Origin of the sequence: Enterococcus caccae ATCC BAA-1240 (assembly GCF_000407145.1) — a bacterium.
Taxonomy (GTDB): Bacteria; Bacillota; Bacilli; order Lactobacillales; family Enterococcaceae; genus Enterococcus_L; species Enterococcus_L caccae.
Genome location: NZ_KE136476.1, coordinates 94,519 through 119,747, shown reverse-complemented (window position 1 = coordinate 119,747; position 25,229 = coordinate 94,519). Strand labels below are relative to the sequence as shown.

General features: G+C 35.7%; 20 protein-coding genes. 1 reads left to right on the top strand and 19 read right to left on the bottom strand.

The features are described 5' to 3' along the window. Window position 1: 1 nt before the first annotated feature. The 4 genes from phnE (I580_RS15035) to I580_RS15020 all read right to left on the bottom strand — a co-directional run bounded on the left by phnE (I580_RS15035) (window position 2) and on the right by I580_RS15020 (window position 3,346). Window positions 2-781 carry a phosphonate ABC transporter, permease protein PhnE gene (phnE, locus tag I580_RS15035; RefSeq protein ID WP_010770750.1) on the bottom strand — a complete coding sequence of 260 codons (780 nt, stop codon included), beginning with the start codon at window positions 779-781 and terminating at the stop codon, window positions 2-4. Next, window positions 781-1,560, bottom strand: coding sequence for a phosphonate ABC transporter, permease protein PhnE (phnE, locus tag I580_RS15030; protein ID WP_010770749.1), 780 nt, complete (start codon window positions 1,558-1,560; stop codon window positions 781-783). The genes phnE (I580_RS15035) and phnE (I580_RS15030) overlap by 1 nt, the downstream gene beginning before the upstream one ends. Further along, window positions 1,560-2,324, bottom strand: a complete 765-nt coding sequence (phnC, locus tag I580_RS15025) for a phosphonate ABC transporter ATP-binding protein (protein WP_010770748.1) — start codon at window positions 2,322-2,324, stop codon at window positions 1,560-1,562. The genes phnE (I580_RS15030) and phnC overlap by 1 nt, the downstream gene beginning before the upstream one ends. An 83-nt stretch (window positions 2,325-2,407) precedes the next feature. Continuing rightward, window positions 2,408-3,346, bottom strand: a complete 939-nt coding sequence (locus tag I580_RS15020) for a phosphate/phosphite/phosphonate ABC transporter substrate-binding protein (protein WP_034860085.1) — start codon at window positions 3,344-3,346, stop codon at window positions 2,408-2,410. A 733-nt stretch (window positions 3,347-4,079) separates the two neighbouring features. Between I580_RS15020 and I580_RS15015 the strand changes: the two genes are divergently transcribed. Next, window positions 4,080-4,559 carry a hypothetical protein gene (locus I580_RS15015; protein WP_010770746.1) on the top strand — a complete coding sequence of 160 codons (480 nt, stop codon included), beginning with the start codon at window positions 4,080-4,082 and terminating at the stop codon, window positions 4,557-4,559. Between the two features lie 89 nt (window positions 4,560-4,648). On the opposite strand, the gene I580_RS15010 is transcribed toward I580_RS15015, so the two are convergent. The 15 genes from I580_RS15010 to I580_RS14940 all read right to left on the bottom strand — a co-directional run bounded on the left by I580_RS15010 (window position 4,649) and on the right by I580_RS14940 (window position 24,597). After that, complete coding sequence (locus I580_RS15010) at window positions 4,649-5,656, bottom strand: ABC transporter substrate-binding protein (protein ID WP_010770745.1); 1,008 nt, start codon at window positions 5,654-5,656, stop codon at window positions 4,649-4,651. A 38-nt stretch (window positions 5,657-5,694) separates the two neighbouring features. Then, entirely contained in the window at window positions 5,695-6,459 is a 765-nt protein-coding gene (locus tag I580_RS15005; protein ID WP_010770744.1) for an ABC transporter ATP-binding protein, read from the bottom strand. A 2-nt stretch (window positions 6,460-6,461) separates the two neighbouring features. Continuing rightward, window positions 6,462-7,553: a FecCD family ABC transporter permease gene (locus tag I580_RS15000; RefSeq protein WP_010770743.1), complete on the bottom strand. Its 1,092-nt coding sequence runs from the start codon at window positions 7,551-7,553 to the stop codon at window positions 6,462-6,464. A gap of 43 nt (window positions 7,554-7,596) precedes the next feature. Further along, window positions 7,597-8,202: a nitroreductase family protein gene (locus tag I580_RS14995; RefSeq protein WP_010770742.1), complete on the bottom strand. Its 606-nt coding sequence runs from the start codon at window positions 8,200-8,202 to the stop codon at window positions 7,597-7,599. A gap of 291 nt (window positions 8,203-8,493) precedes the next feature. Continuing rightward, window positions 8,494-11,394, bottom strand: a complete 2,901-nt coding sequence (locus I580_RS14990; RefSeq protein ID WP_010770741.1) for a BspA family leucine-rich repeat surface protein — start codon at window positions 11,392-11,394, stop codon at window positions 8,494-8,496. A 471-nt stretch (window positions 11,395-11,865) separates the two neighbouring features. Next, window positions 11,866-12,402: an HdeD family acid-resistance protein gene (locus I580_RS14985; protein WP_010770740.1), complete on the bottom strand. Its 537-nt coding sequence runs from the start codon at window positions 12,400-12,402 to the stop codon at window positions 11,866-11,868. A gap of 547 nt (window positions 12,403-12,949) precedes the next feature. Next, on the bottom strand, window positions 12,950-17,821 hold the full coding sequence (locus I580_RS14980) for a MucBP domain-containing protein (RefSeq protein ID WP_010770739.1): 4,872 nt from the start codon (window positions 17,819-17,821) through the stop codon (window positions 12,950-12,952). Between the two features lie 227 nt (window positions 17,822-18,048). Beyond that, window positions 18,049-19,101, bottom strand: a complete 1,053-nt coding sequence (locus I580_RS14975) for a WxLIP family cell surface protein (RefSeq protein ID WP_010770738.1) — start codon at window positions 19,099-19,101, stop codon at window positions 18,049-18,051. 110 nt (window positions 19,102-19,211) lie between these two features. Then, entirely contained in the window at window positions 19,212-19,934 is a 723-nt protein-coding gene (locus tag I580_RS14970) for a WxL domain-containing protein (protein WP_010770737.1), read from the bottom strand. 89 nt (window positions 19,935-20,023) lie between these two features. Continuing rightward, window positions 20,024-20,248, bottom strand: coding sequence for a hypothetical protein (locus tag I580_RS14965; RefSeq protein ID WP_010770736.1), 225 nt, complete (start codon window positions 20,246-20,248; stop codon window positions 20,024-20,026). A 9-nt stretch (window positions 20,249-20,257) separates the two neighbouring features. After that, window positions 20,258-20,575, bottom strand: a complete 318-nt coding sequence (locus I580_RS14960; RefSeq protein ID WP_010770735.1) for a hypothetical protein — start codon at window positions 20,573-20,575, stop codon at window positions 20,258-20,260. A 2-nt stretch (window positions 20,576-20,577) separates the two neighbouring features. Next, entirely contained in the window at window positions 20,578-21,681 is a 1,104-nt protein-coding gene (locus I580_RS14955; RefSeq protein WP_010770734.1) for a WxLIP family cell surface protein, read from the bottom strand. A gap of 34 nt (window positions 21,682-21,715) precedes the next feature. Then, on the bottom strand, window positions 21,716-22,369 hold the full coding sequence (locus I580_RS14950; RefSeq protein WP_010770733.1) for a hypothetical protein: 654 nt from the start codon (window positions 22,367-22,369) through the stop codon (window positions 21,716-21,718). A 116-nt stretch (window positions 22,370-22,485) separates the two neighbouring features. Next, the gene (locus I580_RS14945) at window positions 22,486-23,235 is read right to left on the bottom strand and encodes a winged helix-turn-helix domain-containing protein (protein WP_010770732.1); all 750 of its coding nucleotides are present in this window, start codon (window positions 23,233-23,235) and stop codon (window positions 22,486-22,488) included. A 270-nt stretch (window positions 23,236-23,505) separates the two neighbouring features. Continuing rightward, window positions 23,506-24,597, bottom strand: coding sequence for a tyrosine-type recombinase/integrase (locus I580_RS14940; protein ID WP_010770731.1), 1,092 nt, complete (start codon window positions 24,595-24,597; stop codon window positions 23,506-23,508). Window positions 24,598-25,229 lie beyond the last annotated feature (632 nt).

The window sequence follows — 25,229 nt, the reverse complement described above, 5'->3', positions numbered from 1 at the left end:
ATTACTGTAATTTTTTACGCAAATAGCCAGTACCCGCATCGATCAAGAACACGGTAATAATAATGCCAAATAAAATGATACCAACTTTATCCCACGCTCTTGATTGAATCGCAAAAATCATTGGTGCACCGATTCCCCCAGCACCGACCAATCCAAGTGTTGCTGCGCTACGAACTGCGATTTCAAAATGATTCAATGCTAGTGATAAAAAGGTTGGGATCAATTGTGGTAGACGCGCATAAAACATCGTTTGCCAAAAATTAGCGCCCACTGCTGTCATCGATTCTACTGGCGCTTCATCCATTGACTCGATTTCCTCTGTATATAATTTACCTAGCATCCCGATTTGATGAACACCGATCGCTAACACCCCAGCGAAAGGACCAGGTCCAACCATTTTTACAAAAATAATGGCATACACAAGCTCTGGAAAAGCTCTCAATACATTACATATGAATTTTCCAAGTTTAGAAACGACCGTATTTGATTTCCAAAGATTATGCGCACTGATAAACGTCAATGGTAACGCCAAAACAGTTGCAATCACAGTTCCCAAAAAGGCAATTCCAATTGTTAATAGTAACAAACTTAGTAAATCTTCCCCGCTGCCATCGTAAACATAACCCCAATCTGGCTGAAACAACCCAGAAAGAACAGATTTGACCATATCAAAAGACATATTCCCAGCTTCTGAATAATCGATACCAACAGCTGAGTACAGAATAATCGCTAAAACAACGATAATTGGTAAATAGCTTTTTAACTTCCGATTTGTGCTCATTATACCAACCTCTTTCTGATAATTTCACTGATCCAGTCGATCGTGATCACCACGACTAAAATAGACAAGATAATGATCGATACACGATCATAGCGCATTAAACTTAATGAAGAGTTCAAGATCACGCCAATACCGCCAGCTCCAACATAACCTAAAATCGTCGATGCACGGATATTGACTTCAAATGCATATAAAGAATAGCTGGCAATCTGATGCGAAATTTGCGGTGCAATCGACCAAAATGCAATCTGGGACTTGGTAGCCCCCACAGATTCAGCTGCTTCGATTGGTCCATGATCAATCGTTTCGATGGCTTCATAAACAAGCTGGGAAACCATACCAAATGTAAACACAGCAATCGTCAGCACACCTGTAAACTCTCCAATCCCAAACATAGCTACAAATAAGGCTGCCAACAATAAGTTCGGAATCGTCCGAATAATACTCATTAAAAAGCGAATGATCGTTGTTATAAAAAAGTTTCTAGTGACAACGGTTGTTGCTAGAAATGCGAACGGCACGGCAAAAATTACGCCAAGCGTTGTGCCAACGACTGACATTTGGATTGTCTTCAACATCGGTTCAATTATTTTTGGAATATAACGCCAATCAGGACTGAGAAAACGTTGTAAAAAAATACCCATCTGATCTAAATTATTAAAGACATCCGCCATTTGTGCTCCAGTTATTTTGGCACTTGAAAATATACATAGAAAGACCAAAGCTACTATAAATAAGTGCTTATATAAATCACGGTGAATCGTATCTTTTAACTTCATTACGCAACACCTTCAGTTTGTTTCAAAATATCTGCACCATAAATACTGGTCAACACTTCATCTGTCGCCTCTTCCGCTGTCCCATCAAACACCACTTCACCATCACGCAAACCAATGATACGACTTGAAAATTCCCGAGCTAGCTCAACAGAGTGAAGATTGATCACCACAGTATGATTTAATTCCTGATTGATTTTTTTCAAGTCTTTCATAATTTTTTGTGTTGTAATCGGATCTAATGAAGCAACAGGTTCATCCGCTAAAATAATCGAGGCTTGTTGCACCAATGTTCTTGCAATCGACACACGTTGTTGTTGTCCGCCACTTAGCTCATCACTTCTTGAATGTAGCTTATCAGCTAAACCAACACGCCCTAAAGCATCATTTACTAATGCATAATCATCTTTAGAGAAAATTCCGAAGATACTTTTAAATGTTGAATAATAGCCTAACCTACCTGAAATAACATTTTTTTGAACTGAACTTTTTTTCACTAAATTAAAGTGTTGAAAAATCATACCGATATTTCTGCGAATTTTTCGTAAATCTCTTTTGTTTGCTTTGGTTATCGAAGCACCATCGATGATAATATTTCCTTCACTGATTTCATTTAAGCGATTGATTGAACGCAATAAGGTGCTTTTTCCTGCACCACTTAGTCCGATCACTGAAACAAACTCACCATCTTCAATTGTTAAATTGATATTTTTAAGTCCTTTGACCCCATTATTATAGGTTTTTGTTACATTTTCAAACTGAATCATGATTTCTCCTTTTGATAATATAAAATAGAAAAGCTGAACAATTTTTGTTCAGCTTTTAAGTCACTCATTCTCGTAGCAAAGCTTTATTCTGCTGCTTTTTCTGTATATTCTTCAACTGTATCGTAATTTTTATCATCAGCTTCGACATAGCCTTTGTGTCCCCACATCGCCATCGCTTGTGCACCTTCTGCATCTTTTGGTATTGCCAAGAAAACATCTTTGACTTTTGCTTGCAAATCTTTGTCCATTTTTGGTTGAACCGCGATCGCATCATTTGGAATATCGCCTTTTGTTAGATATAAGACTTTTAAATCTTTAAATAAATCGTCTTTTTCAAATTTTGAAGCAAACACATTACGGGCTCCTTCAAAAACAAAACAAGCATCTTGTTGACCATTTAAAACAGCGGTGATTTCACTTGGGATGTCATTTACAGTTGTTAACGTTACATCTTTGGTTGGATCGATGCCTATTTCTTTCATTTCAACGACTGGATAGATATAGCCACTAGCTGAATTTGGACTTAAGCTCGCAATTTTTTTTCCTTTTAAGTCTTTCAAAGAGTTGATTCCACTATCTGCCCTAACTAGAACTTCACCTTTAAACGTACTAGAGAGCTTATCTGCTTCTGGTTTTCCAGTTTCACGATTAAAAGCACCTAATTCAGAAGACAAAATCGCTGTTGCCGCTTTTTGATTGCGCGCTTGAACATATGCGGATGGCGGCATGATCCCAATATCTACTTTACCTGATGCCATTGCTTCAACGATCGTTGAATAATCTGTCGCCAAGGTAACATTGACATCACGGCCTAATTTTTCAGTTAAATATTTTGCGAAAGGTTTCGCTTTTGCTTCCATTGAGCCATCGTTGTTGGTTGGGACAAATTGTAATTCTAGTGGTTTCGTATCATCGGCAGCTTTTTTATCGCCTGAACCTCCGCAACCTGTAAGTAATCCTACACTCAAACCAATAACAGACAGCAATCCTAACAATTTCGTTCTCTTTTTCACTCTTTCCATCCCTTCGCATGTTTGGTATAACTCAAGCAAGAAATTATTCCTATGCTCTAGCTATACCTATTGTATTTTAGTGGTGTAAATTTACCATAATAATGACGTAAACATTGTGTAAATATTTTAAGTCCACTTCATTATCAGTAGATAAAACAATGGAGCAAATGCTTGATACTTTTCAGTAAATTTCAGTGTTACTCTCATAAAAAAATGAACGTACCAAACTAAAATCAGTATAGCATAAATTCTATTTTTTTCTAGACTAGTTTTCATTTTTTGCTTATTTTATTCTCATTTCTATTTCATGAAAAAAGGTAAATAAAACCTTTATTCATAAGGTTTTGAATGTTTCCTACTAATTGTCATTGTTCGATTACATTAAATTCTCGTTATGTTTTAATCTAAAAATCGATTTCTGAAAAGATGTCAAATAAACGGATAAATTTCCTCACTTTAATTGCTGAATCAGTTAAAAACAATAGTTAAATATTCCACTACAAAAATCATATTTTTTTTACACTTCGTTCAATATATACTGTTCTCAATGAAGCTAATATAGATGAAATTTTCATGTTCTACAAGATTCAATGAACTATTTTTATTGGAGAAACAGTACAACCTTATCGGTTATAAAAATAATTATGTACATAGTGATCGACTACTGACATTGTGAGTAATCTATAGTTATTTTTTATAATAAACGTTCAACATTGGTAAACTAAAAATTAGGAGGCTATTTATGAAACTTTTCAAAAAATTATTTATTGTAAGTACCATGTTAGTATTTTTCGGCACATTCTTTTCTAGTTCTGCACATGCAGAGAGCACAGATTCACCGCGTTCTGGTGCGTACACCTCAACTACAGCGTTTTTATCAAACCTTGATATGAACATCGATGGTGAAGTCTACGAGGGTAAAATGAATGATTTATTATTAAATGTGGACAAAGAATCATTTACTCTTACCTTTAAGTTGAACAATGAGACACATGCTTTTAAAGGAAAACGTGATCCAAGCAACTCTGTATTCACAGCTTGTGATCGTTTCTTGATCGATACGATCGATGAACAAAAAGTTGGAACACGCGTAGTAATCGAATTTTTCCACTACTCTAGTTCTAAATATAGAAGTTATCAAGCTTATTCTCCAGGACGCGCTAAAGTTACTACTGGATTAGATGTAAACTTGAGAACAAGCGGCGTTTTATATAACAAGTAATTACTGTTTTTTTACCAATGTTGAAAATTAGTAAAATAGAAAAGAAGGTCAAACACATCGCTCTTTTTGCTTTGTGTCGACCTTCTTTTCTATTTTTCCGGATACATTTGTTCTGCTAATTTTTCGATACCATCTAACGATTGATAACCATAACCAAACATATAATTATAATCAACTGCATAAACTTGTTTGTTTTTAATAGCTTTCATACTTGAAAGTTTTTGATTTTTCAACACAGCATCAATCATTTTCTCACCAGAGATGCCATCTTTCATCGTGCCCCAATCCGCGACAATCAAAACATCAGGATCTGCTTCAATCAATTTTTCTACGCTGACTTCGCCTTTTTCATCTTTGAAAATATTATCTAGTTTTACCATTTTAAAAATATCATTAAAAAATGTTTCGTTATGGGCAGGATAGACATACAATTCTGCTGGATCTGCTGTATGAAGATAAGCAAAGGTTTGATCCTCTTTGATTTCAGCTAATTTTTTATCTACTTTTGCTTGGCGTTCTTTCAACTCTGATTTAAATGCATCCGCTTTGTCCGATACGTTAAAAACTTTACCTAAGTTATCGATATCATCATAAACAGAGTCAAACGTGCCACCTGTTACAGATGAGTTCAAGACGAAGGTTTTGATACCCATTTCATTAAGTGTATCAACCGTGCCGATACCCCAGTCTTGGTTATCAAACAACCCACCGCGGCCGTATGCCAAATCTGGATCAACACTTAACGCCATTTCCTTGCCGATATAGTCCGTCGATAAATGATTCAATTCATTAAACTCTTTTTCAACTGCCTTATCAGGTTCACCAAACACTGCACCCACACCAACTATTTTATCTTTTAAACCAAGATGCAGTAATAATTCTGCAGCAGGTTGCGTATTGGCTAAGACTTTTTCTGGTACTTTATCAAAAGTTTGTTCTTTCTTTTGCCAGCTTTCCGCCCCTTCTGCTTTTGAAAAATTCTGAACCGTTACAGGATAGCCTTCACTTTGATTTTTTTCAGTAGCCTTTTGCTCTTTTTGACCGCAACCTGCTAACAATGTTAATCCTAATAAACTAATAATAAGTGCTTTTTTCATTTTTTCGCTTCCTCTACATATATATTTAAATCTCATGACTAGTCCAATGAATAGGCAAAACCTAAACGATGGGTCACTGGATTTTGATAAATCGTGCATTTAACGCCATAAATCTCTTCGATCAACTCGGCTGTAAATAAGTCCGCGGGTTTACCTTCAGCAATGATTTTACCTGCTTTCATCGCATAAATGTAATCACAATAATGTGCAGCTAGCTCTAAATCATGAAGGGCCGCTAAAACTCCGATTCCAAGATTTTTGACACAGCTCAATATTTCAAGTTGATAGCGGATATCCAAATGATTGGTTGGCTCATCCAAAATCATATAACTAGGTTGTTGCGCAATCGTCCGAGCTAAGATCACTCGTTGTTTTTCACCACCAGATAATGATAAAAAACTTCGATCAGAATAACTGGTCAAATTTGTCTTAGTCAACGCATCCCTCACGATCTCAATGTCTTCTTGTGTATCTGATTCTAATAACTTCTTATGAGGTGTTCGGCCTAATAAAACCATTTGAAAAACGCTTAGATCAAAATTCAGTTCATTAAATTGATTTACTACACCTAACTTTTGAGCCACTTTCTTTTCGGAAACAGCTAAAAGGTCCAACTCATCTAAAAATACACTGCCAGATTGCGGTTTGATCCCTTTATAAATCCCTTTTAACATCGTAGATTTACCACAACCATTGGCTCCGATGATCCCCACAAATTGTTTCTTTTGTGTTTGAAAAGAAATACTTTTAACGATCGACTCTTGCCCGATCATAATTTCTAAGTCTTTTACCTTTAGTTCCATTGCTAGCCTCCGAAATTGTAGCCTTTTTTTACGATGATATAAATGAATAGTGGTGCACCAATCACAGAAGTAATGATCCCGATCGGCAGTTCAACGCTTGGAATGATGATCCTTGAAAGAAGATCCGCCCAAATCATAAATAATGAACCCGATAAAGCAACGATTGGTAATAGACGTTTATGATCCGAACCAACTAATCCGCGCACAATATGAGGAATGATCAACCCCACAAAGCCGATCATTCCAGAATAAGCCACGATCACACCTGTCAAAAGAGCCGCTAACAATAAGTACAACTGGCGATATTTACTCAAGGAAATTCCTAAAGTAATTGCCGCCTCATCGCCTAGTAACATGACATTTAAAATACGATGTTGAAATAAGAAGAAGCCTGTGATCACAATAACGGTGATTGATAAAACCGTCAGCTTATTCCAACTAGCAGAAGCCAAGCTCCCCATAGCCCAAAAGGTTACTGTCTTCATCCCTTCTGCATTATTCGCCAAATACACAATAAAACTGGAAACCGAGCTACATAAAGCACCAATCACTGAACCTGATAAAACGAGTTTAACGGAGGTCATTCGCCCACCGATTCCTGATAAGATCAATACTCCGAAAGCCGCTGCCATTGCTCCCACAAAAGCACCAAAAGCCAAGCCAAACTGAGAAAAAATACTCCCGGTACCAAATCCAACTAAAATCGCAAAAGTAGCACCCAGCGAAGCCCCCGAAGAAATCCCTAAAATATAAGGATCAGCCAATGGATTTTGAACAACCGCCTGCATCACTGCACCAGTTATCGCCAAACCCATTCCTACAAAAACAGCTAGAATCACTCTCGGCGTTCGAACAAACCAAATAATATTGACCGCTGAATTACTAGTGATCCCATCAAGCGATCCAAGTTTACCACCGGATAGTTTAGTTAAGAGAATCTGAAATACATCCTCCATCGAAATATTCGCTTGCCCATTGATCAAAGAGTAAACGATCGAAAAGAAGATAAGTACCACTAATAATAAAAGAATCAACGGAAAAACATGCTGACGTTTAGTTCTTGTTCTTACATCACTTGCCTTGATTGCCTGCAAAAAAATACGCCTCCTGTGTATCTAAACTACTCATTACTTTCACTCATTTTTTTAATTTATCAGACAGTTGAGCTGTCCAATGTTCCAACGGTTTTCTGCGACTTGTCGGAATTTTCATTTTTTCATCTATTGCGCTGATATCAAGTAACCCGATAATTTGTCGATCTGCTACCACTCCAACAGCCTCTTTGAATATTTCGTCAAAGATTACTGGAATCGTACGCCAAGTAACACCGATTTGTTTTGACCAAGCAGCTAATTGAAAGTTTTGGATAAACGCTGAAACGGCGCCAATTGCTTCCAAGTTCAATTTTTCACTTTTATGCTTAGGCGCTGTGACAATCAACGTTACAGGAACATCTAGAAAATAATCACGGGTTCTTTTTTTAGCTGTTTCTAGATTTTGCTGGTCGTAACGTGCCCATGTATCTAATCGGTCATAGCTTGCCATGATTTTTTCTACGAATAACTGACGGTCTTGCGTCGTCTTGACGATAATGACTTCCCACGGCTCTTCTTTCGAATGATAGGGGGCATAACTGGAACTTGTTAATAGTTCATCTATAACTTCCATAGAGATCGCTTGATCCGATAATGTCCGAATCGTTCGGCGTGCTCTAATTACTTGTTCAATTGAATCAATGTCCATCATTTTTCTCCTATTCTTTTACCATTTTATGTTCGATAGATCTATAGAATAACTTTACGCATCAAATGAAAGTGATAATCATTCTCAATTAGATTTTAAGAGTACCATTACACTATTTTATTTGCAAGTTTCTTTTCCATTTTTTAGAACAAAAAAACTGCCTGATTGGGCTAAACCAACTCAGACAGCTTTTATTGCTTATATCAATATTGATGGTAGAGTAGAAAAACAAGGCAACAAATAGAACAACAGATTATAGAGATTCAGCATCTACCAAATCTAACAATGTGATTACAATACCCTTTCATACCAACCCGGTTCTGAACCATCGTATTCTCTAACAAACTTAGTATAAACAATATCTTTTTCTACATGCCTCCATTCATTCGATAATACTCCCACACTATTTACAGCTTCACCACGCAAACTAAATTCTGAATTCACATGGATTTTGTTTAAAGATTTTGTATTCCAAAATATATGATCTTTTTGTTTCGCTAACTTAAAGCTGGAGATATCTAGTTCTCTTAAGTTTTTTAAATCACTAAACATATACGCCATATTTGTTACATTGCTTGTGTCAAATGTGCTTAGATCTAATGTTGTAATGGCGCTTAGTCCGCTGAACATAAGCGACATGTCTGTTACTTTACTTGTGTCTAAATTTTCAAGTCCCTCTATTTCTTGTACTTCGGTTAAGTCTCGGAATAAACCCGTACTACTATTTTTCAACTGCACTTTATCTGGAAATTTTATTTTATGAATCTTTGCCCCGTTTAGTTGTTCTTCGTACTGTTTAAATTTAAAACTACTACCTATCGTTCCTTTTCCCACAGTTACTGTTTTGGTTTCTTCATCAAATTCTAGTGCAGAGGAGATTCCTTTTCTTTCATACCACCCTGGAACTGAACCATCATATTCACCAGCAAATCTCGAATATACAATGTCTTTTTCTGCGTGGGTCCATTCATTCGATAATACTCCCGCACTATTTACAGCGCTACCACGCAAACTAAATTCTGAGTTCACATGAATTTTGTCTAAGGATTTTATATTCTCAAAGATACGATCTTTTTGTTGCGCTAACTTAAAGCTGGAGATATCTAGCTCTCTTAAGTTTTTTAAATCACTAAACATATACGCCATATTTGTTACTCTGCTTGTGTCAAATGTGCTTAGATCCAATGTTGTGATCGCGCTTAGTCCGCTGAACATAAGCGACATGTCCGTTACTTTACTTGTGTCTAGATTTTCAATATTTCTAATTTCTTTTAAAGCACTCATGTTCTGGAATAATGACTTTGCTGACGTTAACTTTAATGGTTTTGAAATGACAATTGTTTGTACTTGCTTTGAATCTATCTGATTTTCTTCTACTAATTTCGGGATATTGAATTGGGTTGTGCCAGATCCTTTCCCTAAAGTTAAAATCTTTTCAGTTTCATTCCAAGTAAAGCTAACGCCTTCAAATTCTCCATGTTTTAGCGTAGGGTCAATAAATGAAACGGACATTTTCACCCCTAGTTCACTTTGGACTGCCATCATAAACTTAGGATATAAATCCGGATTTTTTATTGAAGGATTTGAATCTCCTGTAAATAAATTTAAACCTTCCTGGCCTTTTTTAAAATAGGCATAATCTCCAGTAACTGTCCCTTTTTCTAATGACGGAGCTCCCTTTATGATTTCATCTGCCTCTATCAATGTTACATTTTGTTCTCCATAAACTGAAGCACCAACATTACCGACATTCTTATAAAAATCATTAATTCTATAGATCGCTATTCCTTTAGACGTACTTGTTCTTTTTTTATTATAAGGATCTCTTCTTCCTTCATCAAACCCAAAGCCTTGTCTATTTTCAATTAAATAATAATTTTCTCCTGTTTTATCCTCTTTTACGGGCACTTTATATATTTTTTGATTTTTTGAAGAGATATCTTCTATGTCAACTTCCTTTTCTGTCGCTACTTCCTCAACAGGTACGCCCAGTTTCATTTTAGAATATGCATCTAAATGAACAGGCGAAGCACCTATATAATTCGTTGGATCATCAACGTCCACTTCTTTTCTTGAGCCATAAGCTCCTCGGTCCATTAAACTATGATCACTTAATCCACCCGAACGACTATTTGAATTGTAGTATAGATCTTTAAGCCCTAACTCATGACCAAACTCATGTGCAGCTAGTCCAATAGTACTAGGAACTGATTTATAACTAGTGGTAGAGTTATTTCCCACCACTTTATCATGATCTTTAGTATATATTAACTCTCCATGCGCCATAAAAGCATTTTCAAACATAAATCCACTACTTGTATACACTTGTTTGCTATAAGATTTGTATCCAAGTATAGAGTTTGTATGACCACTGCCAGTCCCTCTATCTCCACCTGCAACAACAAATACTAAATGAAGATCGTTGAGCGTAATGTTTTTTGAATAATCTTCACTTTTTTGACTATACTGAGAGAAATCAATATACCCCTCTTTCTCTATACAATCTAAACTTGGCCTTACAATTGAGTCTATACCTAATTTATTATTGGGATGCTTTTGATCTAACTTTATCTTTACAACGCCTGGCGCTTCAGGGAATTGAGTTGTCTTCGCAGGTTTTATTTTAATCATTCCGCCAGTTGCTTCGGTATAGTAATTAGCAACTGATATATAGCCATTTTTAGTACTGAAGTATGTGTCTGACCATCCTTTTTCATCCCTTGGCTCTTTTGTATCTTGATTAAATACTTGGTTCTCAAATTCCAATAATATGACCAGTACATTTTGCTCTTTTTCAGGTATCAAAGCTGTTCCTCTACTACCTTGTATGCTCTGTAGATTTTCATTTATTTTCTTAGTAACTATTTCAAGGTCTTTTTCTTTCAAACGCTTGCTTCTTGTTTGTCTAATTTGATATTTCTCTTTTGTTGCGACAACGTCTGTCTGGTCCTTAGAGAGCTCACCAAAGTACCAAGTATTATTTTCTCCTGGCACCACAATGTCCGTTGTATCTTTTACTACATAATAGTTGAAATGTTCGTCCCCCTTCAACTTCACTTCAAAAGTTATGCCATCTTGTTGTGTAACTGTTTCATATGGTATATCTGGGTTTATCAACCCAGCTTCAGCTTTCATGGCACATAGATTAAAACTCAGCAACACACAAAAATAAAATAGCAAACGTTTTTTCATCATACTTCCTCCTTTTTTTAATACACATTTATTATATCCAATATGACGAATAAAATACACATATATTTTAGTAAATATTTAGTAAATAATTATTTTATATTATATACTTATTGTTTAATTATCTAAAAATTTCCCCTACCTAGAATTCAGGATGCTTATTCCTATATACCAGTACATAGAGTATATATAGAGTGTATAGATTTAACTTTAAGAGTGTAATCAACAAAAAAATGGATTAGTTAGTCAGGCAACTTTATTTAGTAAAATCTCATATCACTATCATTCTCATTTATTTCATCGTTTATACATCACAAATTCTTTTGAAAAAATATACAAATCAAAAAGAAAATACAACTATTTTTTCAATGAAAATTACAATCGTTATTTTAAATCAATAAAAAAGGATCTAAGGTGAACTCCTTCGAGTTATCCCTCAGATCCTAAAAATTCTAGCTAAATAAACACTTTATACTACTTAATATTACGTAATTGGAAAAACGACACCAGTTCACCAATTCCCATAAATATCAAAATCCCACCGAACAATTGGAATAATACCAAAAGACTACTGAAAGGATTAAATGTTAACACTAAGCCCGCAACAATCAAAATCACGCTATAAATCAACATCGGCACCCAGCTGACATTGACATATGTCCGTAAATTGACTGATTGAATTGCACGAGTAACCCCAACAATCACGATTACGAGTCCTAGGAAAATCGGTAAAATGCTGACGATTCCTTTCGCAAATACTAGCACGATTCCTGCAAGTACGATTAAAACAATTCCACCTAGAAAACTCATTCCGTATGTCCCAGTTGCTTTTTTGACCTTAAAGCCATCATACAGATTCAGTAGTCCCATAATTGCAATATAGGCCGATATAAAATAGACAGCCAATTGGAACACACTTCTTGGGTTAATCAAAATTAATGCACCAAAGATAATATAAACAATTCCACGTAAAAGTGCATATTTTCTTAATTGTTCCAAAACATTATTCATCGTTATTCCCTCCATTAACGCTTTACTTAATTTCTACTTATATTGTATAGAATTTCTTGAAATAAGACGAGTAATAAGGATCAGTAATTGTTATTTTTATGAATTATAACATATGTGGTGACTCTGTAAATCAATTCCATTTCTTATACCAGCTTAACACTCTCTTAGAAAAGTGGCTAAGACCGAATACTTTGAGTTCTATTAGTAGTACCACGAATCCAGTTAAATGGTGCAAAATTATTGAGAACGACATTTCCATTCTGATCCCAGCTGTTATCCGTAATATTCTAAAAGAGGCTGAGATGTGACTCTAAGAGTCACATCTCAGCCTCCAAAAAATCGGGAACCAAACGTCACACTTCAGTTATATCAAAATCTAAATGCCAAGGTACTTAGATTTGAAAACTTCAGAAATAAACACTCCTGTCCCAACTTTTTTAGTCCACTTTACCAAAGATACAACAACGGAACAAATGGATATACGATTGTTCCTTGCTTGGTGCTTGAGCCTAAACAACTTTTGTCACATCACCTTTTGACGTTTCTATTAAGGTGTTTGCTCTACTTGCCATAAAATCGTTGCTCGATACCCACCAGCTTGTAGCACTTCTCCCGATGGGACTTCTAGTAATAAGCCAGATTTATTTTTATCCCACTCATTACTTACATTATATTGACCTTTAGTTTCATGCGTTCTCTCTGCAATAGACTGTGTCACGTTTTCCGATAAAATCACCGTTTCAGTATCACTTACCTTGTAACGAATCGCTGAAGGTAAAACTTTGCTTGGGTCTTCTTGGCTTGTCAGTGGTTTCTTCAACGTTGCTGTTAGATTCCATGCTCCGCCATTTTTACGATTATCCCAAACAATCAACGGTTTGTCATACTTCGCTTTTTCTACCTTTATAAATGGAATCCCTAACGTCTTACGACCAAAATTCAAGAAGTTTGGTGAAGATTGTACGAACAACATCCCTTTAAATTGATATTGTACCGTACTCTCTTCACTTGTAACTGGAATTTGGGTTTCGTTATCTGGTTTTTTGACTAATTGATAGTTCTTTGCCAAAATAGATTTCAAAGCTTGTTGGACTTCTGTTTCTTCCGTTAGATCGATCGTTGTGCCGATGATCTTATCGAAAGTAATCTTGTCATGTAAAGAATCGCCTGTTTCATCTATGAATTCCACGTTCACTTTTTGATTACTTTGAATATCGATCGTGATTGTTTTTTTGATTACTTCTGTCCCACGAACAGCTTTTAAGGTTGCCTTATAACTCCCTTGTTCAGGATTTAGTGGTAATGTCGTTGACTCTACTGAAAGCGTGATATCTTTACTTGAACCAGTTGCAACATCCCAAGCAATCGCTTCAGATTTTTTAAGAATCAATTTATTGACTTCACTTTCAGTCAGATTTTGAAATGGTTCTGGTCTGCTGTTAAAATCGTTCGCTGCAATATAAAGCCCTCTAGATGGTGGTGTCTCATCGATCACTTGAATCGGAACCTTGATCAACGTCGTTTTATCTGGTTGATTTGCATCCGTCATTCGCACCATTACACTGGTTAGACCAGTGACCGACGTATCTGGCATGTCTCCTTCGTATTGGTATGAAGCAGTATGTCCTGGTAAGATAACCGCATCTTGAATTACTTCAGAAGCTTTTTTATTAAACGTTGTTCCTTTTTTGATGATTTGTGGAATCGGTTTAGCACCAAGATTATAAACTTTGATTTTTACTGCATAATCTTGCGAAGGTAATCCATTATAGGGTCCTTCTGACTCATTTATTGCTAGTAAAGAAGTATCATAGCTTTTGATTGTACCTGGTTCTCCATTTAGCTGTTCAGGTAATCCTGTTCTTGGTATAGTCAATGGGCTATTAAATTCTTTTTGACTATTTGAAGTAAAAGGCATCGTGATTTCCTCACCAGTAGGATAGGTTACATAAACTGTACCGTGATCCGATGCTGTAGGGATTTTACTTAGTTTGTAACTAGTATTAAAATCATCTACATAATCTGGATAAATATTGAATACTTCTGGATTCGCTTTTATTTGCATATAGGGAAGCTCATCACCTGCAAATATCTCGTATCCTGTTTTAAATGCTTCGTCAGGTGAAATATCTTTCCAAGGAGCGCCTAATTGATAGCCCGAGTCTGCGCCTGATGAAATAACTTGTCCAGCATTGTAATTTTTACTTTCAGATCCTGAACCGGAAAAATCATTATTGAAATAGTTCGTCCCACCAGAAACACCTATTGTACTATAATTTCCAGCAATATATTTTTTATACTCTGAAAGCCAGTTTCCTCGAGAGTCTTTTAGCCTAATCGTAAATCTTTTTCCTGATGAAGGCTGCATATAAAAACCACTGCTATTCCCCAACGCATATATTGGCACATAATCATCATAATAATCTGTATCAACACTTTCTAGCATTGAAAAGTTCTTTGTTGTATTAGAAAGATTATACATGTCTAAATTAATCGTAAAATTAAGATTTCGATTCAACGATAAATTATACACATAAAGAATCTGATTTGGTTCATCAATTAGAATTTGCCTTAAATTATTATCTTTTCGCAGAAAATACTTAGATGTAATTTTAGGAACAACTTCATTCCAACCGATCCCATTTGTTCGATTCCATGCACTTCCATACAAAACATTATTATTCACACCTGGGATATCCGTTACTCTTCCATCGCCATTCCCACGAGGACTCGTATAAACGTAGCCTTTATTAGAGCTGTCTTTAACAATGAAACCTAACTCATTTTTCAGCGATGTTACAGAAATACCTCTTTCTGGAAAACCCATTTTTGAACCGTTTAATGGATTAGTAATAACACCATCAGTGGAATTCAAGGGGATGTTGTTCCAGCCTTCAATCGTACTATTTCCGAATACCTGATCTGGAAGTACCACCACATTAAATTTATAGGTCAATAACTGTTCACCCAATGTTATTGTGATCGTTACCTCTTTGGACCCTCTACTAGAGTTCACAATCATAGATTTAGTGATTCGTGCATCCAGATCTTGTCCTGTCGTCAGATCCCAAGCTTTTGGCGCTAATTTTTTAGTAAGCACTTGAATGATTTGCGGAACAGTTTTCCCTTTGATCTCACTCACATTTAAAAATGGTAGATAATTGAAACTCATCCCAGCTTTTGCCTCTACAATAACGGTTTGATTATCTAACGTTACTGTAATTGGTACAGGAATAATTGTCGACACACTTGTATCTTTTTTATCCGTCATTTTTATATAACCCCAGTGAAACCCTGTTTTGCTCGTATCAAATTTATTGACAGGTTCAGTAGGATCACCGGCTGGATTTTTGACCCATTCATACGTGGAACTGGCGGCGGCCGCATCATTTAAGGACTGATATTTTGAAAAAATATTCGCTGCATTCGTGCCCATCGCCATGTCTTTGCCTTGATCCACCTTAAAATAATAAGGCGATTTCACATCGGCACCGAAAACCGTGACATTTCGTGTGGTCGTAGCAGATGCCCCGTCTAATTCTACTTTGATTGTCCCAGTATATGAGCCTATAGAATTATTGACTGCCGTCGTATCCGTAAATGAGACTGGAACTGCTGCTCCTGTACTCATATTCCAAGCACTTAAATGCGCTCTTGACTGAATGAGCGCAATTAGCTCTTCTTTACTTTTCCCTTTTGTTTCATTTGGGTAAAAAAGAACCTTCGCATCGGCTTTTACCATCACTTTATTTGTTAATAAAGCGGTAGTATCTGCGCTAGTCACATTGATCGGTACTTTGATGATCGTTGATACAGTTGCATCAGCTTTCTCTGTCATTTTTACGTATGCCCAGTGAAATCCAACGGTGGAGGTATCAAACTTGTCGATCGCTTCACCATTTTCACCAACAAATTGATAAAGTGCGTTCGTTGCTGTCGTACTATTTACTGTTTGGAATTTCGTAAATAGATTTGTTGGATTAGTGCTTAAAGACAATGTAGCATTTTGAGCGATAGATACAAACGGTTGTGGATTAGCACCGAATACCGTAACATTTCTAGTCGTAGTAGCCGAAACGCCATCTAATTCTACTTTGATCGTACCAGTGTAGGAGCCTATAGAATCGTTGAGCGTTGTTGTGTCTGTAAAAGATACAGGGACGGCTGCTCCTGTGCTCATATTCCAAGCACTTAAATGCGCTCTTGATTGAATCAACGCAATCAGTTCTTCTTTACTTTTTCCTTTCGTTTCATTAGGATAAAGTATCACTTTTACATCTGATTTCACCATGACTTTATTTGTTAATAAAGCAGTAGTATCTGCGCTAGTCACATTGATTGGCACTTTGATGGTCGTTGTTACATTCTCATTCGTTTTTTCTGTCATTTTTACGTAAGCCCAATGAAATCCAACTACGGATGTATCAAATTTTTCCAATACTTCGCCAGTTTCATTTACAAATTGATAGGTGGCATTTGATGCTGTTGCATTATTCACTGTTTGAAACTTCGTAAATAAATTGGTTGGACTTGTCCCTAAAGCGAGCGTGGCATTTTGAGCAATAGACACATAAGCCTGTGGATCAGCTCCAAAAATAACCACATCTTTTTGAACAGAAGCTTTTTGTTCTTCTTCACCTGTTCCTACTGTAATTTCAAACTCAGCTTTATAAGCGCCCACAGAGGTTGTTACAATCGTTGTTTTGATTACATCCACTGGAACCGACGTACCGTCCTCCACTTGCCAAGAGCGGACATTCGATTTGGTTTTGACCAATTGCTGTAGTTGTTCTTCCGTTTTATTCGCGATTTCGTTCGGATACAAAATGATTTTGCCATTCACGTGGTCTGTCTGAAGGGCAATTTGATTGTCCAACAAAAAGGACGTTCCTAAGTCAGTAACCGTTACCGGTATGGGAACACGAATACTGGTCAGCTCGTAATTTTCGGTGATTTCTATATAAATTGTTTGAAATCCCGCCTGTTCACTACTAGGGGTAGCAGGCGTTCCATCGGCGTTAACATATTCATATACAGCACCGTATTCTGGATGTGGAATAACCCTTTCTGAAAAGAGTTTTGTTAGACCTGCTTCGGTGTTAAGATCTGGAAAAACGTCATTTTGTTTCAGCGTCAAGACTTTAGGGGTCGCCTTCAATCCTGCTTCATTTTCCACTGGATCTAGTGCCTTAGCTGTATAATTTTTTTGCATTTTTAGTTTTTCTAATTCAGCAACACTTGTAGTAGAATCTTTATTTGTCACCTGTTTGGTTCCTTTTTTTACACTCATTTCAGGTTTCGCTAGTATAGGATTGGTTGTGGTGAATAAAACGGTGACCGAAAAAATACCCACTATCGTTAGCCCAATAAGTGCCCAAAGTAGTTTAGCTTTAGAAGGATTCTTTTTCTTGTTATCCATTTTTTCTCCTTTCTTCTTTATTTTTGATCGCCTACCTAATTACTCTCTTATCGCAACACCTCCTTTGTCTCACTATCACCTATTTAGTTCAGCCCGAACCAGATCATTGATTGAGCTATTTCGCTTGCTGATTAGAGGTGATGCACAAGAAGAGTGTTTGAGTCAATTCACTATTATTTCTTTTAATACTGTTCTTTTTCATGAGTATGACCGTGAAAAAGGATTGCTTAACGTCTCTTTTCATTTTCTGTTTTTTTACGTTTTATCACTTTATAACTTAAAATGAATACAAGTGCACCTACACATAAAAGTAGAAAAATGACCCAAAAAGTCTGTTTTGTATCTGGTTTATTTTCTTTGAGTTGCATATTAAGACTGCCAGCTTCTAACGTATTGATTGTAAAATCTTCCGTCCATGACCAATTACCACCTTTTTTTGAAGTCACCTTGACCTGAGCAGAATACGTTCCTGCACTCAGTCCTTTATCGGTTAAATCAACAGGGAAATCAATCATTGAATTTGGGGCCATTCGCATCTCTTTTTTTTGGTACTCCACTAACACTTTTTGTTTGTTGGCTTTTCTTACTTGAATATCTATACTCATCCCTTCCACATATACGGGATGAATATTAGAAATATTGACAAATAAATGACTTTTTTTATCTTTGAATGCTATGTATGTTTTATTTAATTTTAACTCTGGTTTTATGCTATTCGTATCACCAACACGTAATAACATCCCCACTAAAAAAGCAAATTCATTGATGACAATATCTTTTTTTCCTTGATCATTTGACTCATGATCTACCACTGGTTGTAATTGGATGCCGCCTGCAATCAATCCGTCATTCATTTCCTTAGGCAGCGTGATCATCAAATCGACCTGCTTACTATTACCTGAAGGAATCACCACTTTTGTTGGTCCTTTAACAATAGTTGCGAAATCATTTATCAAAGAGGCGTCTTTCTGTAAATTGTTCGGCCCATATTCCACTTTCCCGATGCTATTGGTTTTCGCTGTATTTAAACGTATTTGGACTGTTAATTCTTTTGCTAATGCATTGTATAGTTTAAGAGAAACTTTTTGTTCTTGTCCTGGCTTCATTGCAAGATCAAAGTAACCTAACTTCTTATCTTTCTGATTCTCTGGATATAAAACTTCATACGATAACCCGTCAATCAAATTCGATGTATCTTGTTTTGCAATGCTTTTGATGGGATCAACGAACAGTGCTAAACAAAAGAATAGTCCTATTAAATATGTTTGATGTCTCTTCACTTATTGATCCCTCTTTCTAAAATAAATCCTTAATTCTGTGAACAATTTATAACAATAACTGTCAACCAATCTACTTACTTATTTATATCAACACACTACTAAGCTATTTCTTAGTAAGTATTGTCAAGACTCCAGTTCACGCTACCTTTAAATGCTTTACCTGCAGCCCCTGTACCTGTAGTAACAGTTAATTTAGTATCAGATAATTTTGTAGCAAAACCGCCTTTGACAGCATCTGCTTGTGTTTTAGCAATGATATTTGTCGCAGTTGTATTACCAGCTTCTAATGTTACACTTTTACTAACAGCAATATTGTTAGGATCAGCAAGTGTTCCTAAGTTCCCTTCAATTGGGTTTGGTAAAAAGTCATTTGTATCTGGATCAACTTCACCAATATCGTATGATTGCGCATCGCCTAAAGTAAATGTTAGTTTTGATGGCAATTCTGTAGCTGAGCTGTCTTTAGATACTAATTTAGACAATTTAGCTGTCACTTTCCAAGCTGATGTTGTTACGGCTCTAGTGCCTTCTCCGCCTGTTTCAGTACCTTGTCTGTCATCATTCACGACAATATATTGATCTCCAGCTACAGTATTGCTGTATGTAGCAATATTCGCTGTTGCTGCTTGACGACCAAAATCAAATTTAGATGGTGTCCATACCAATGCTAAGTTATCTTTGAATGGTCCTGGTCCAGGTTTTACTGGTCCATCAGTGTCAAAACGAATCCCCAAATCTGTTTGCTCATTTCCGACTTCTTCTGCATTCGCAGGTTTTGCAAAAATCAGCAATGCTGATGAAGCAAGTAATGTTGTAAATAGTATTTTTTTCAAAATTTAATCACCCTTCTTATTTAACGTAAATAAAATTGGCGACAGTTACTGTTATAAATTGTTCACAGATTAGTGTTACTAGAAAAATATTATCCAATTAGTTTAATTTGATCTTTTAATAAAACGAATAGATAAATAATCAGCCCTAGACTTACGATAGATACAGCTAATAGACTAAAGTTAAAGGCCAAATCTAGCTTTTTTTTCCTTAATTTTTTGACTAAGAACACATCTCTTGAAAGTGTTACTAGAAAAAATAGCAATGAAGCGGAGGCAATCCCCCCTAATATATAAATCCATAAATAATCTTTCATTTTTTCCTCCTATGCGTGTATGCGATATACCTTACGTAAACTGATCACACCTAAAAAGACAATCAAGCAAGCAACACCCAACAATAATAGAATGAAGGACGTCATCATTTGTCCTAAATGAGGTAAAGCCCCATCCGTTGATGGATAAACTGGCGGTTTCGTTTCATAAATAGGTGGTTTAGGCTTCTCTGGTTCCACAGACTGGTTGAAGGATATACCGGTTTCTGTTTTCTCCTGCTCTGCTAATGCTTGAGGTGCCTGGCTAAACAAAAGCCCAAACACACACAGCACACTAAGCAACGGCCAAATAAAGTAACGCTTTCCCATCCTTATTCACCCTCTTTTCGATTGCTTTTTTTTCGTTTTTGCTTTTGTTTCCCTTGCTTTTTTCGTTTTGCAATTCTGACTTTTTTCCATTGTTTCTCCCACTTTTTTCTTCTAAAAAGAGTCAATGATACAATCAGAACTGTAACCACTAGTAAGAAAATCGCACTTCCCTTGATCCAAGTGGGCGTAATAATTTTAAACGCACTTTCTTCATTCATCTTTTTTGCTTGTTGGTTCGTGATCGTAAAGTCTTTGCTCAGCTGCCATTCTTGATAGTCATTGGAGGCATCCAGTTTTAAGGTATAGGTGCCGGATGGTAGATTCGCGATTCCCCAATCCATTTCAAAATCAAATGAACTGTTCGGCGCCATGCTATAATTTTCGACAGATTTTCGTTTAACAACTTCAGTAGTGCCTTTTTTAGTCATGGTGCCCACAATACTTAAATTTTCTAATACTTTAGGTTCAGGGTTTTGTAAATTTGCTAACACCATTTTTTTCCCGCGTTTGATTGAGGCTTTTGCTGAATTTAGATTTAATGTTTGAGCGTTATTGAATTCATCGCCAGAACCTGACGTGATCAAGCCGACCCGATAAGAAAATTCCGTTGTTACACCACTTTTTGCTTTTTCTCCTTGATCCAAGGCAAAAACGATTGCGCCCATTTTGACACCGTCATACTTTTCTTTAGGCGGCGTCAATTGGATTTTTACCGTCTTCTCCTCGTAATTCCCGATTGTAATATCAGGATTAGCTATTTTGATCATTGACGTCACTGGTTCTTTTAGCGTTGAGTCGAAATACGTTTTGTCATCGCTATATTCGATGGTTCCACCATCTCCTGTGATGGCATTGGTGCCATAGATCTTTATGTGTACATTTTCTTTTTTAGTACTTTTAACTCTCACTTCTAATGTTTGAGCTTCACCTGGCGTCGTTTTCACATAAAAATAGCTTTTGTTGGGGTCAATTTGGGTATTGGACTGAACCAATGTCACTGTATACCCTAGGTTATTATCATCCTCTGCAGCCCTTACTTGATCGGCAAAAAAAAATAATGAAAAGACACAGATTAGGCCTATATAAATCGCATTAATCTTTCTCATGAAAAACGTTTCTCCTAACTACTACTATTTATTTTTATTTAATCGCTTGAACGATGATTTCCACATGCCATTCATTTTTTTCGTCGCAATTGGTAAATGCTACTAAGCGATGCTCTTTCTTTGCAAAGTGGTCCGTCCAATGGGCCAAGAACTCTTTAGTATATTCTTCAGCTGCTTCCTTCGTTTGAAAAGGGCCTTCTATTTTGACTAGCTCATTTTCTTCGTAGGTTTCATCTTTTTCTTCATATAAAGATTTTGTAATGACGTATATGATATAGACGATTGTTAAAGAGATAATAAACAGCAATAAGAACAGCGGCCAAAGAATCGTCATCAATAGCGCTATAGCATTAAGTCCAATGATCGTTAGAAACATGATCGTTGAGTAGGTCATTTCTTTTTGCTTAATTCCTTCGCGCTTATTTTTGATATAAAACATCAAGAGTAGGAAAAGATTGAACGTCATCAGTAAAAAGGCGACAAATAAATACGTTAGTACATCACTCAAGTAATAATTCACTACAAACAATAGCTGAATAATAAACTTAGCCTCTTTATCCACATAAAACATAGCCTCTTTATAAAACGTTGAAAACAGGATAAAATTAGTGACCCATCCTATTAAAAGGATGATTTGTCCAAGGTAATAATATCGATAGTTTTGATAGTAATTCTTTTTGTCTTTCACACATTTTGCCATCCATTTCTTTAAATAATTGCTTCTATTTCTCAAAAGTTATTTCTATTTAAATAATTAATACGGAGCTAACTTTAAACAGCATTGAATTTTTTTCTATGAGAGGATTACTGCAACACTTTTACATCCGTTTTTTCCATCACATTGTGAGCATTTTTTGAATAAATCAGCATATATCCTTTAGTTCGAATGATTTCAATATCAAAATAGCTTTGTTCTTTTAGTTTATTCCTGATATGAAAAATGAAGTTTGCGACCCGGTACTTTTCGAGTGCTTCTCCTGTGGAAGTACCATAAATGGCTCTATTGATTTCATGATAGGTTACAACGTTATTCAAATTTTCATATAGCAGCTCAATAATTTTGAATTCTTTCCGGGTTAATGCTATTATTTTGTCATGAACCACTAAGCTTAGCTTGGTGGCATCTAAATAGTGATGATCTGGTAATTTTTTTCGTTCAGTCCTGTTTAATAGGTAATTTTTATAATTGAGTGCATTTTTTATTTTGATTCCAAGTTCCTCAAATCCTTGCTCTGACTCAATAATCTCTATTACTGAATTTTTACTTAAATGAGGATACAATTTTATCAGTTCTGAATCCTTGCCTTCACTCAGAATCCAAATAAATAAGGAATGTTCCTCTTGTAAATCGATCAACCATTGAAAGGCTGTAACATAGTCAGTCGATTCCTCCAAGTGAATCACCAAACCATCCAATGCTCCTATTTGTTCTTTTTCTCTAATTTCAATTAGTGAGTAATGTTGTTCACTGAGAGCCCTTTTTATCACTAAACCTATGTTATCGTTCTGTTCAGAATCATCTTTGATATGTAATATGCCAATTATATTTTCCATATGGCTCCCTCCAATTCAAATTTTTATACTATTTATTTTCTTGTTCTATCGAGAAACAAGAAATAGTATTATAACCCTAGCTGTATCAATCGATTCACTCTCTACGACGGCAAAACTGACGGCGCAAGTCAGTTTGAGATTCAACTAGTCAGGGAAGTAGCAAAGTAATCCGAAATTGACTAATCTACTTTATGATTAAGGTACGTTATTCGAAACTAAAATAAAGTCTATCTACTTTCCAAACATGATAATTTTTGAAAAGTAGATAGACTAACTGATTAAGTTGATAGCTTTTCTTTTTTCTGACATAAAAGAATTTACATAAACATCGAGTGTCATCTTGGTAGATTGATGCCCTAATAAAGCACTAATTGTTGCTATACTCACACCTTTTTCTAAACATCGAGTAGCAAAACTATGTCTCAATTGATGAAAACGAATATTAGCAAAATGAAAACTTTGACAGATTTTTTTTAACCACATTGAAATGAGCCGTGGTTCTGCTGGCTTATTTCCTCCTAAAACAAAGTCACCACTCGTTTGTTGTTTTTGTTTGGCCAAAAGACTCTTAACATTTTTAGAAAGTGGAATCGTTCGTTTAGATGTTATACTTTTCGGCGTTCCTTCAATAACTTTCGTTTTTTTATTCACACCATTCATAAGTTGGATTCTTTGAATCGTGCGTTGGACTGTCAGAGTATCGGATGAAAAATCGATATCTTCCCACTTTAAACCAGCAATTTCACCGATTCTCATTCCAGTTTCTAGAGCTAAAATAACCGCAAGTCCTTTAGGATGTGTTACAGCTTTTTCTTTTAACGCTCTTTGCTCCTGTGATGTAATTGCATGTATATTATTGGGTGTTTTCTTTGGCAAAACAACATATTTACAAGGATTTTCTAAAATTAATTCTCTTTTTACTGCAGCTGTGCAACAAGACATCATCACTTGATAGACGATTCGAACAGAATTAGGAGATAAATCTCTTTCTATTCTTTTGATCCAATCATTCAAATTGGCCGTTGTGATCGCTTGTAAAGGAAGATGACCTAAAAAAGGAAGAATGTGTTTTGTCATTTTATTGGTATAACTAGCATACGTGCTAGGCTTCAATTGTCTTTGCATTTCTGTTAGCCAACAAGTTACCCAATCATTCAGTGTGCCTTGATAAGCAACTGTTTTAAAGATATAGTTATGAGAGTACAGTGCTTTCATGGTTAGGAGCCTCTCTTTTAAATCCATATATGTTTTATTATATACATAACCGTATATAGCACTTCCATCACTCTTTCTTCCTTTTATGTATCTTCCTTCCCAACGACCATCTTTTCTTTTATAGATATTTTCACCTTTTCTTACCATAAATCATTTCCCCCTTCATTGTATTTTGACGGCGATTTGACGGCGAATAAAATTCATTATATAAAACCAGTAAATAATAAGATATAAAAGCGAACACAATGATTAAAATACAAAAATATATATAAAACAGTGTTGACAAACTAAACAAAACAATATATCATCAGCTAAGAGAACTAAACACAACGTTGTTTCCATAACTTTTCTTGTTCCTCGATAGAACAAGAAATAATATTTTAAATAACAATAAAAAAAGATTTTTTAAACAAAAAAACAATCCTTTTTGGGGATCTGTTCATTTTTTATTCTTCTGTTCTTCAACATGTGTTTCCGTACTATTTGATCTATCCACAGATATCTTTAGGACCTTTTACTCTGTAGGTCTTTTTTTTCTGGAAATCATCAACCTACTATAGTTAACGATCAAAATGACCTTACAGATGAACGAATATTACTGACACCATGTCACTCTATTATACCTTTTATACTTATAACTTCTAGTTCTATTTTCACTGAGGCTATATTCCTTGAATAGTGGACGTTTAAAAATTGTAGGCTTCTTATTGTCTGAACCTATTTAACTGAAAAGGTAATACGAGAATTCAAGTGTTATTTAGCTAAGAATATCTTACTCT

Coding starts and splice junctions, on each gene's coding strand:
- phnE (WP_010770750.1), bottom strand. CDS start 781: ATGAGCACAAATCGGAAGTTAAAAAGCTATTTACCAATTATCGTTGTT.
- phnE (WP_010770749.1), bottom strand. CDS start 1,560: ATGAAGTTAAAAGATACGATTCACCGTGATTTATATAAGCACTTATTT.
- phnC (WP_010770748.1), bottom strand. CDS start 2,324: ATGATTCAGTTTGAAAATGTAACAAAAACCTATAATAATGGGGTCAAA.
- I580_RS15020 (WP_034860085.1), bottom strand. CDS start 3,346: ATGGAAAGAGTGAAAAAGAGAACGAAATTGTTAGGATTGCTGTCTGTT.
- I580_RS15015 (WP_010770746.1), top strand. CDS start 4,080: ATGAAACTTTTCAAAAAATTATTTATTGTAAGTACCATGTTAGTATTT.
- I580_RS15010 (WP_010770745.1), bottom strand. CDS start 5,656: ATGAAAAAAGCACTTATTATTAGTTTATTAGGATTAACATTGTTAGCA.
- I580_RS15005 (WP_010770744.1), bottom strand. CDS start 6,459: ATGGAACTAAAGGTAAAAGACTTAGAAATTATGATCGGGCAAGAGTCG.
- I580_RS14995 (WP_010770742.1), bottom strand. CDS start 8,202: ATGGACATTGATTCAATTGAACAAGTAATTAGAGCACGCCGAACGATT.
- I580_RS14990 (WP_010770741.1), bottom strand. CDS start 11,394: ATGAAAAAACGTTTGCTATTTTATTTTTGTGTGTTGCTGAGTTTTAAT.
- I580_RS14985 (WP_010770740.1), bottom strand. CDS start 12,402: ATGAATAATGTTTTGGAACAATTAAGAAAATATGCACTTTTACGTGGA.
- I580_RS14980 (WP_010770739.1), bottom strand. CDS start 17,821: ATGGATAACAAGAAAAAGAATCCTTCTAAAGCTAAACTACTTTGGGCA.
- I580_RS14965 (WP_010770736.1), bottom strand. CDS start 20,248: ATGAAAGATTATTTATGGATTTATATATTAGGGGGGATTGCCTCCGCT.
- I580_RS14960 (WP_010770735.1), bottom strand. CDS start 20,575: ATGGGAAAGCGTTACTTTATTTGGCCGTTGCTTAGTGTGCTGTGTGTG.
- I580_RS14955 (WP_010770734.1), bottom strand. CDS start 21,681: ATGAGAAAGATTAATGCGATTTATATAGGCCTAATCTGTGTCTTTTCA.
- I580_RS14945 (WP_010770732.1), bottom strand. CDS start 23,235: ATGGAAAATATAATTGGCATATTACATATCAAAGATGATTCTGAACAG.
- I580_RS14940 (WP_010770731.1), bottom strand. CDS start 24,597: ATGGTAAGAAAAGGTGAAAATATCTATAAAAGAAAAGATGGTCGTTGG.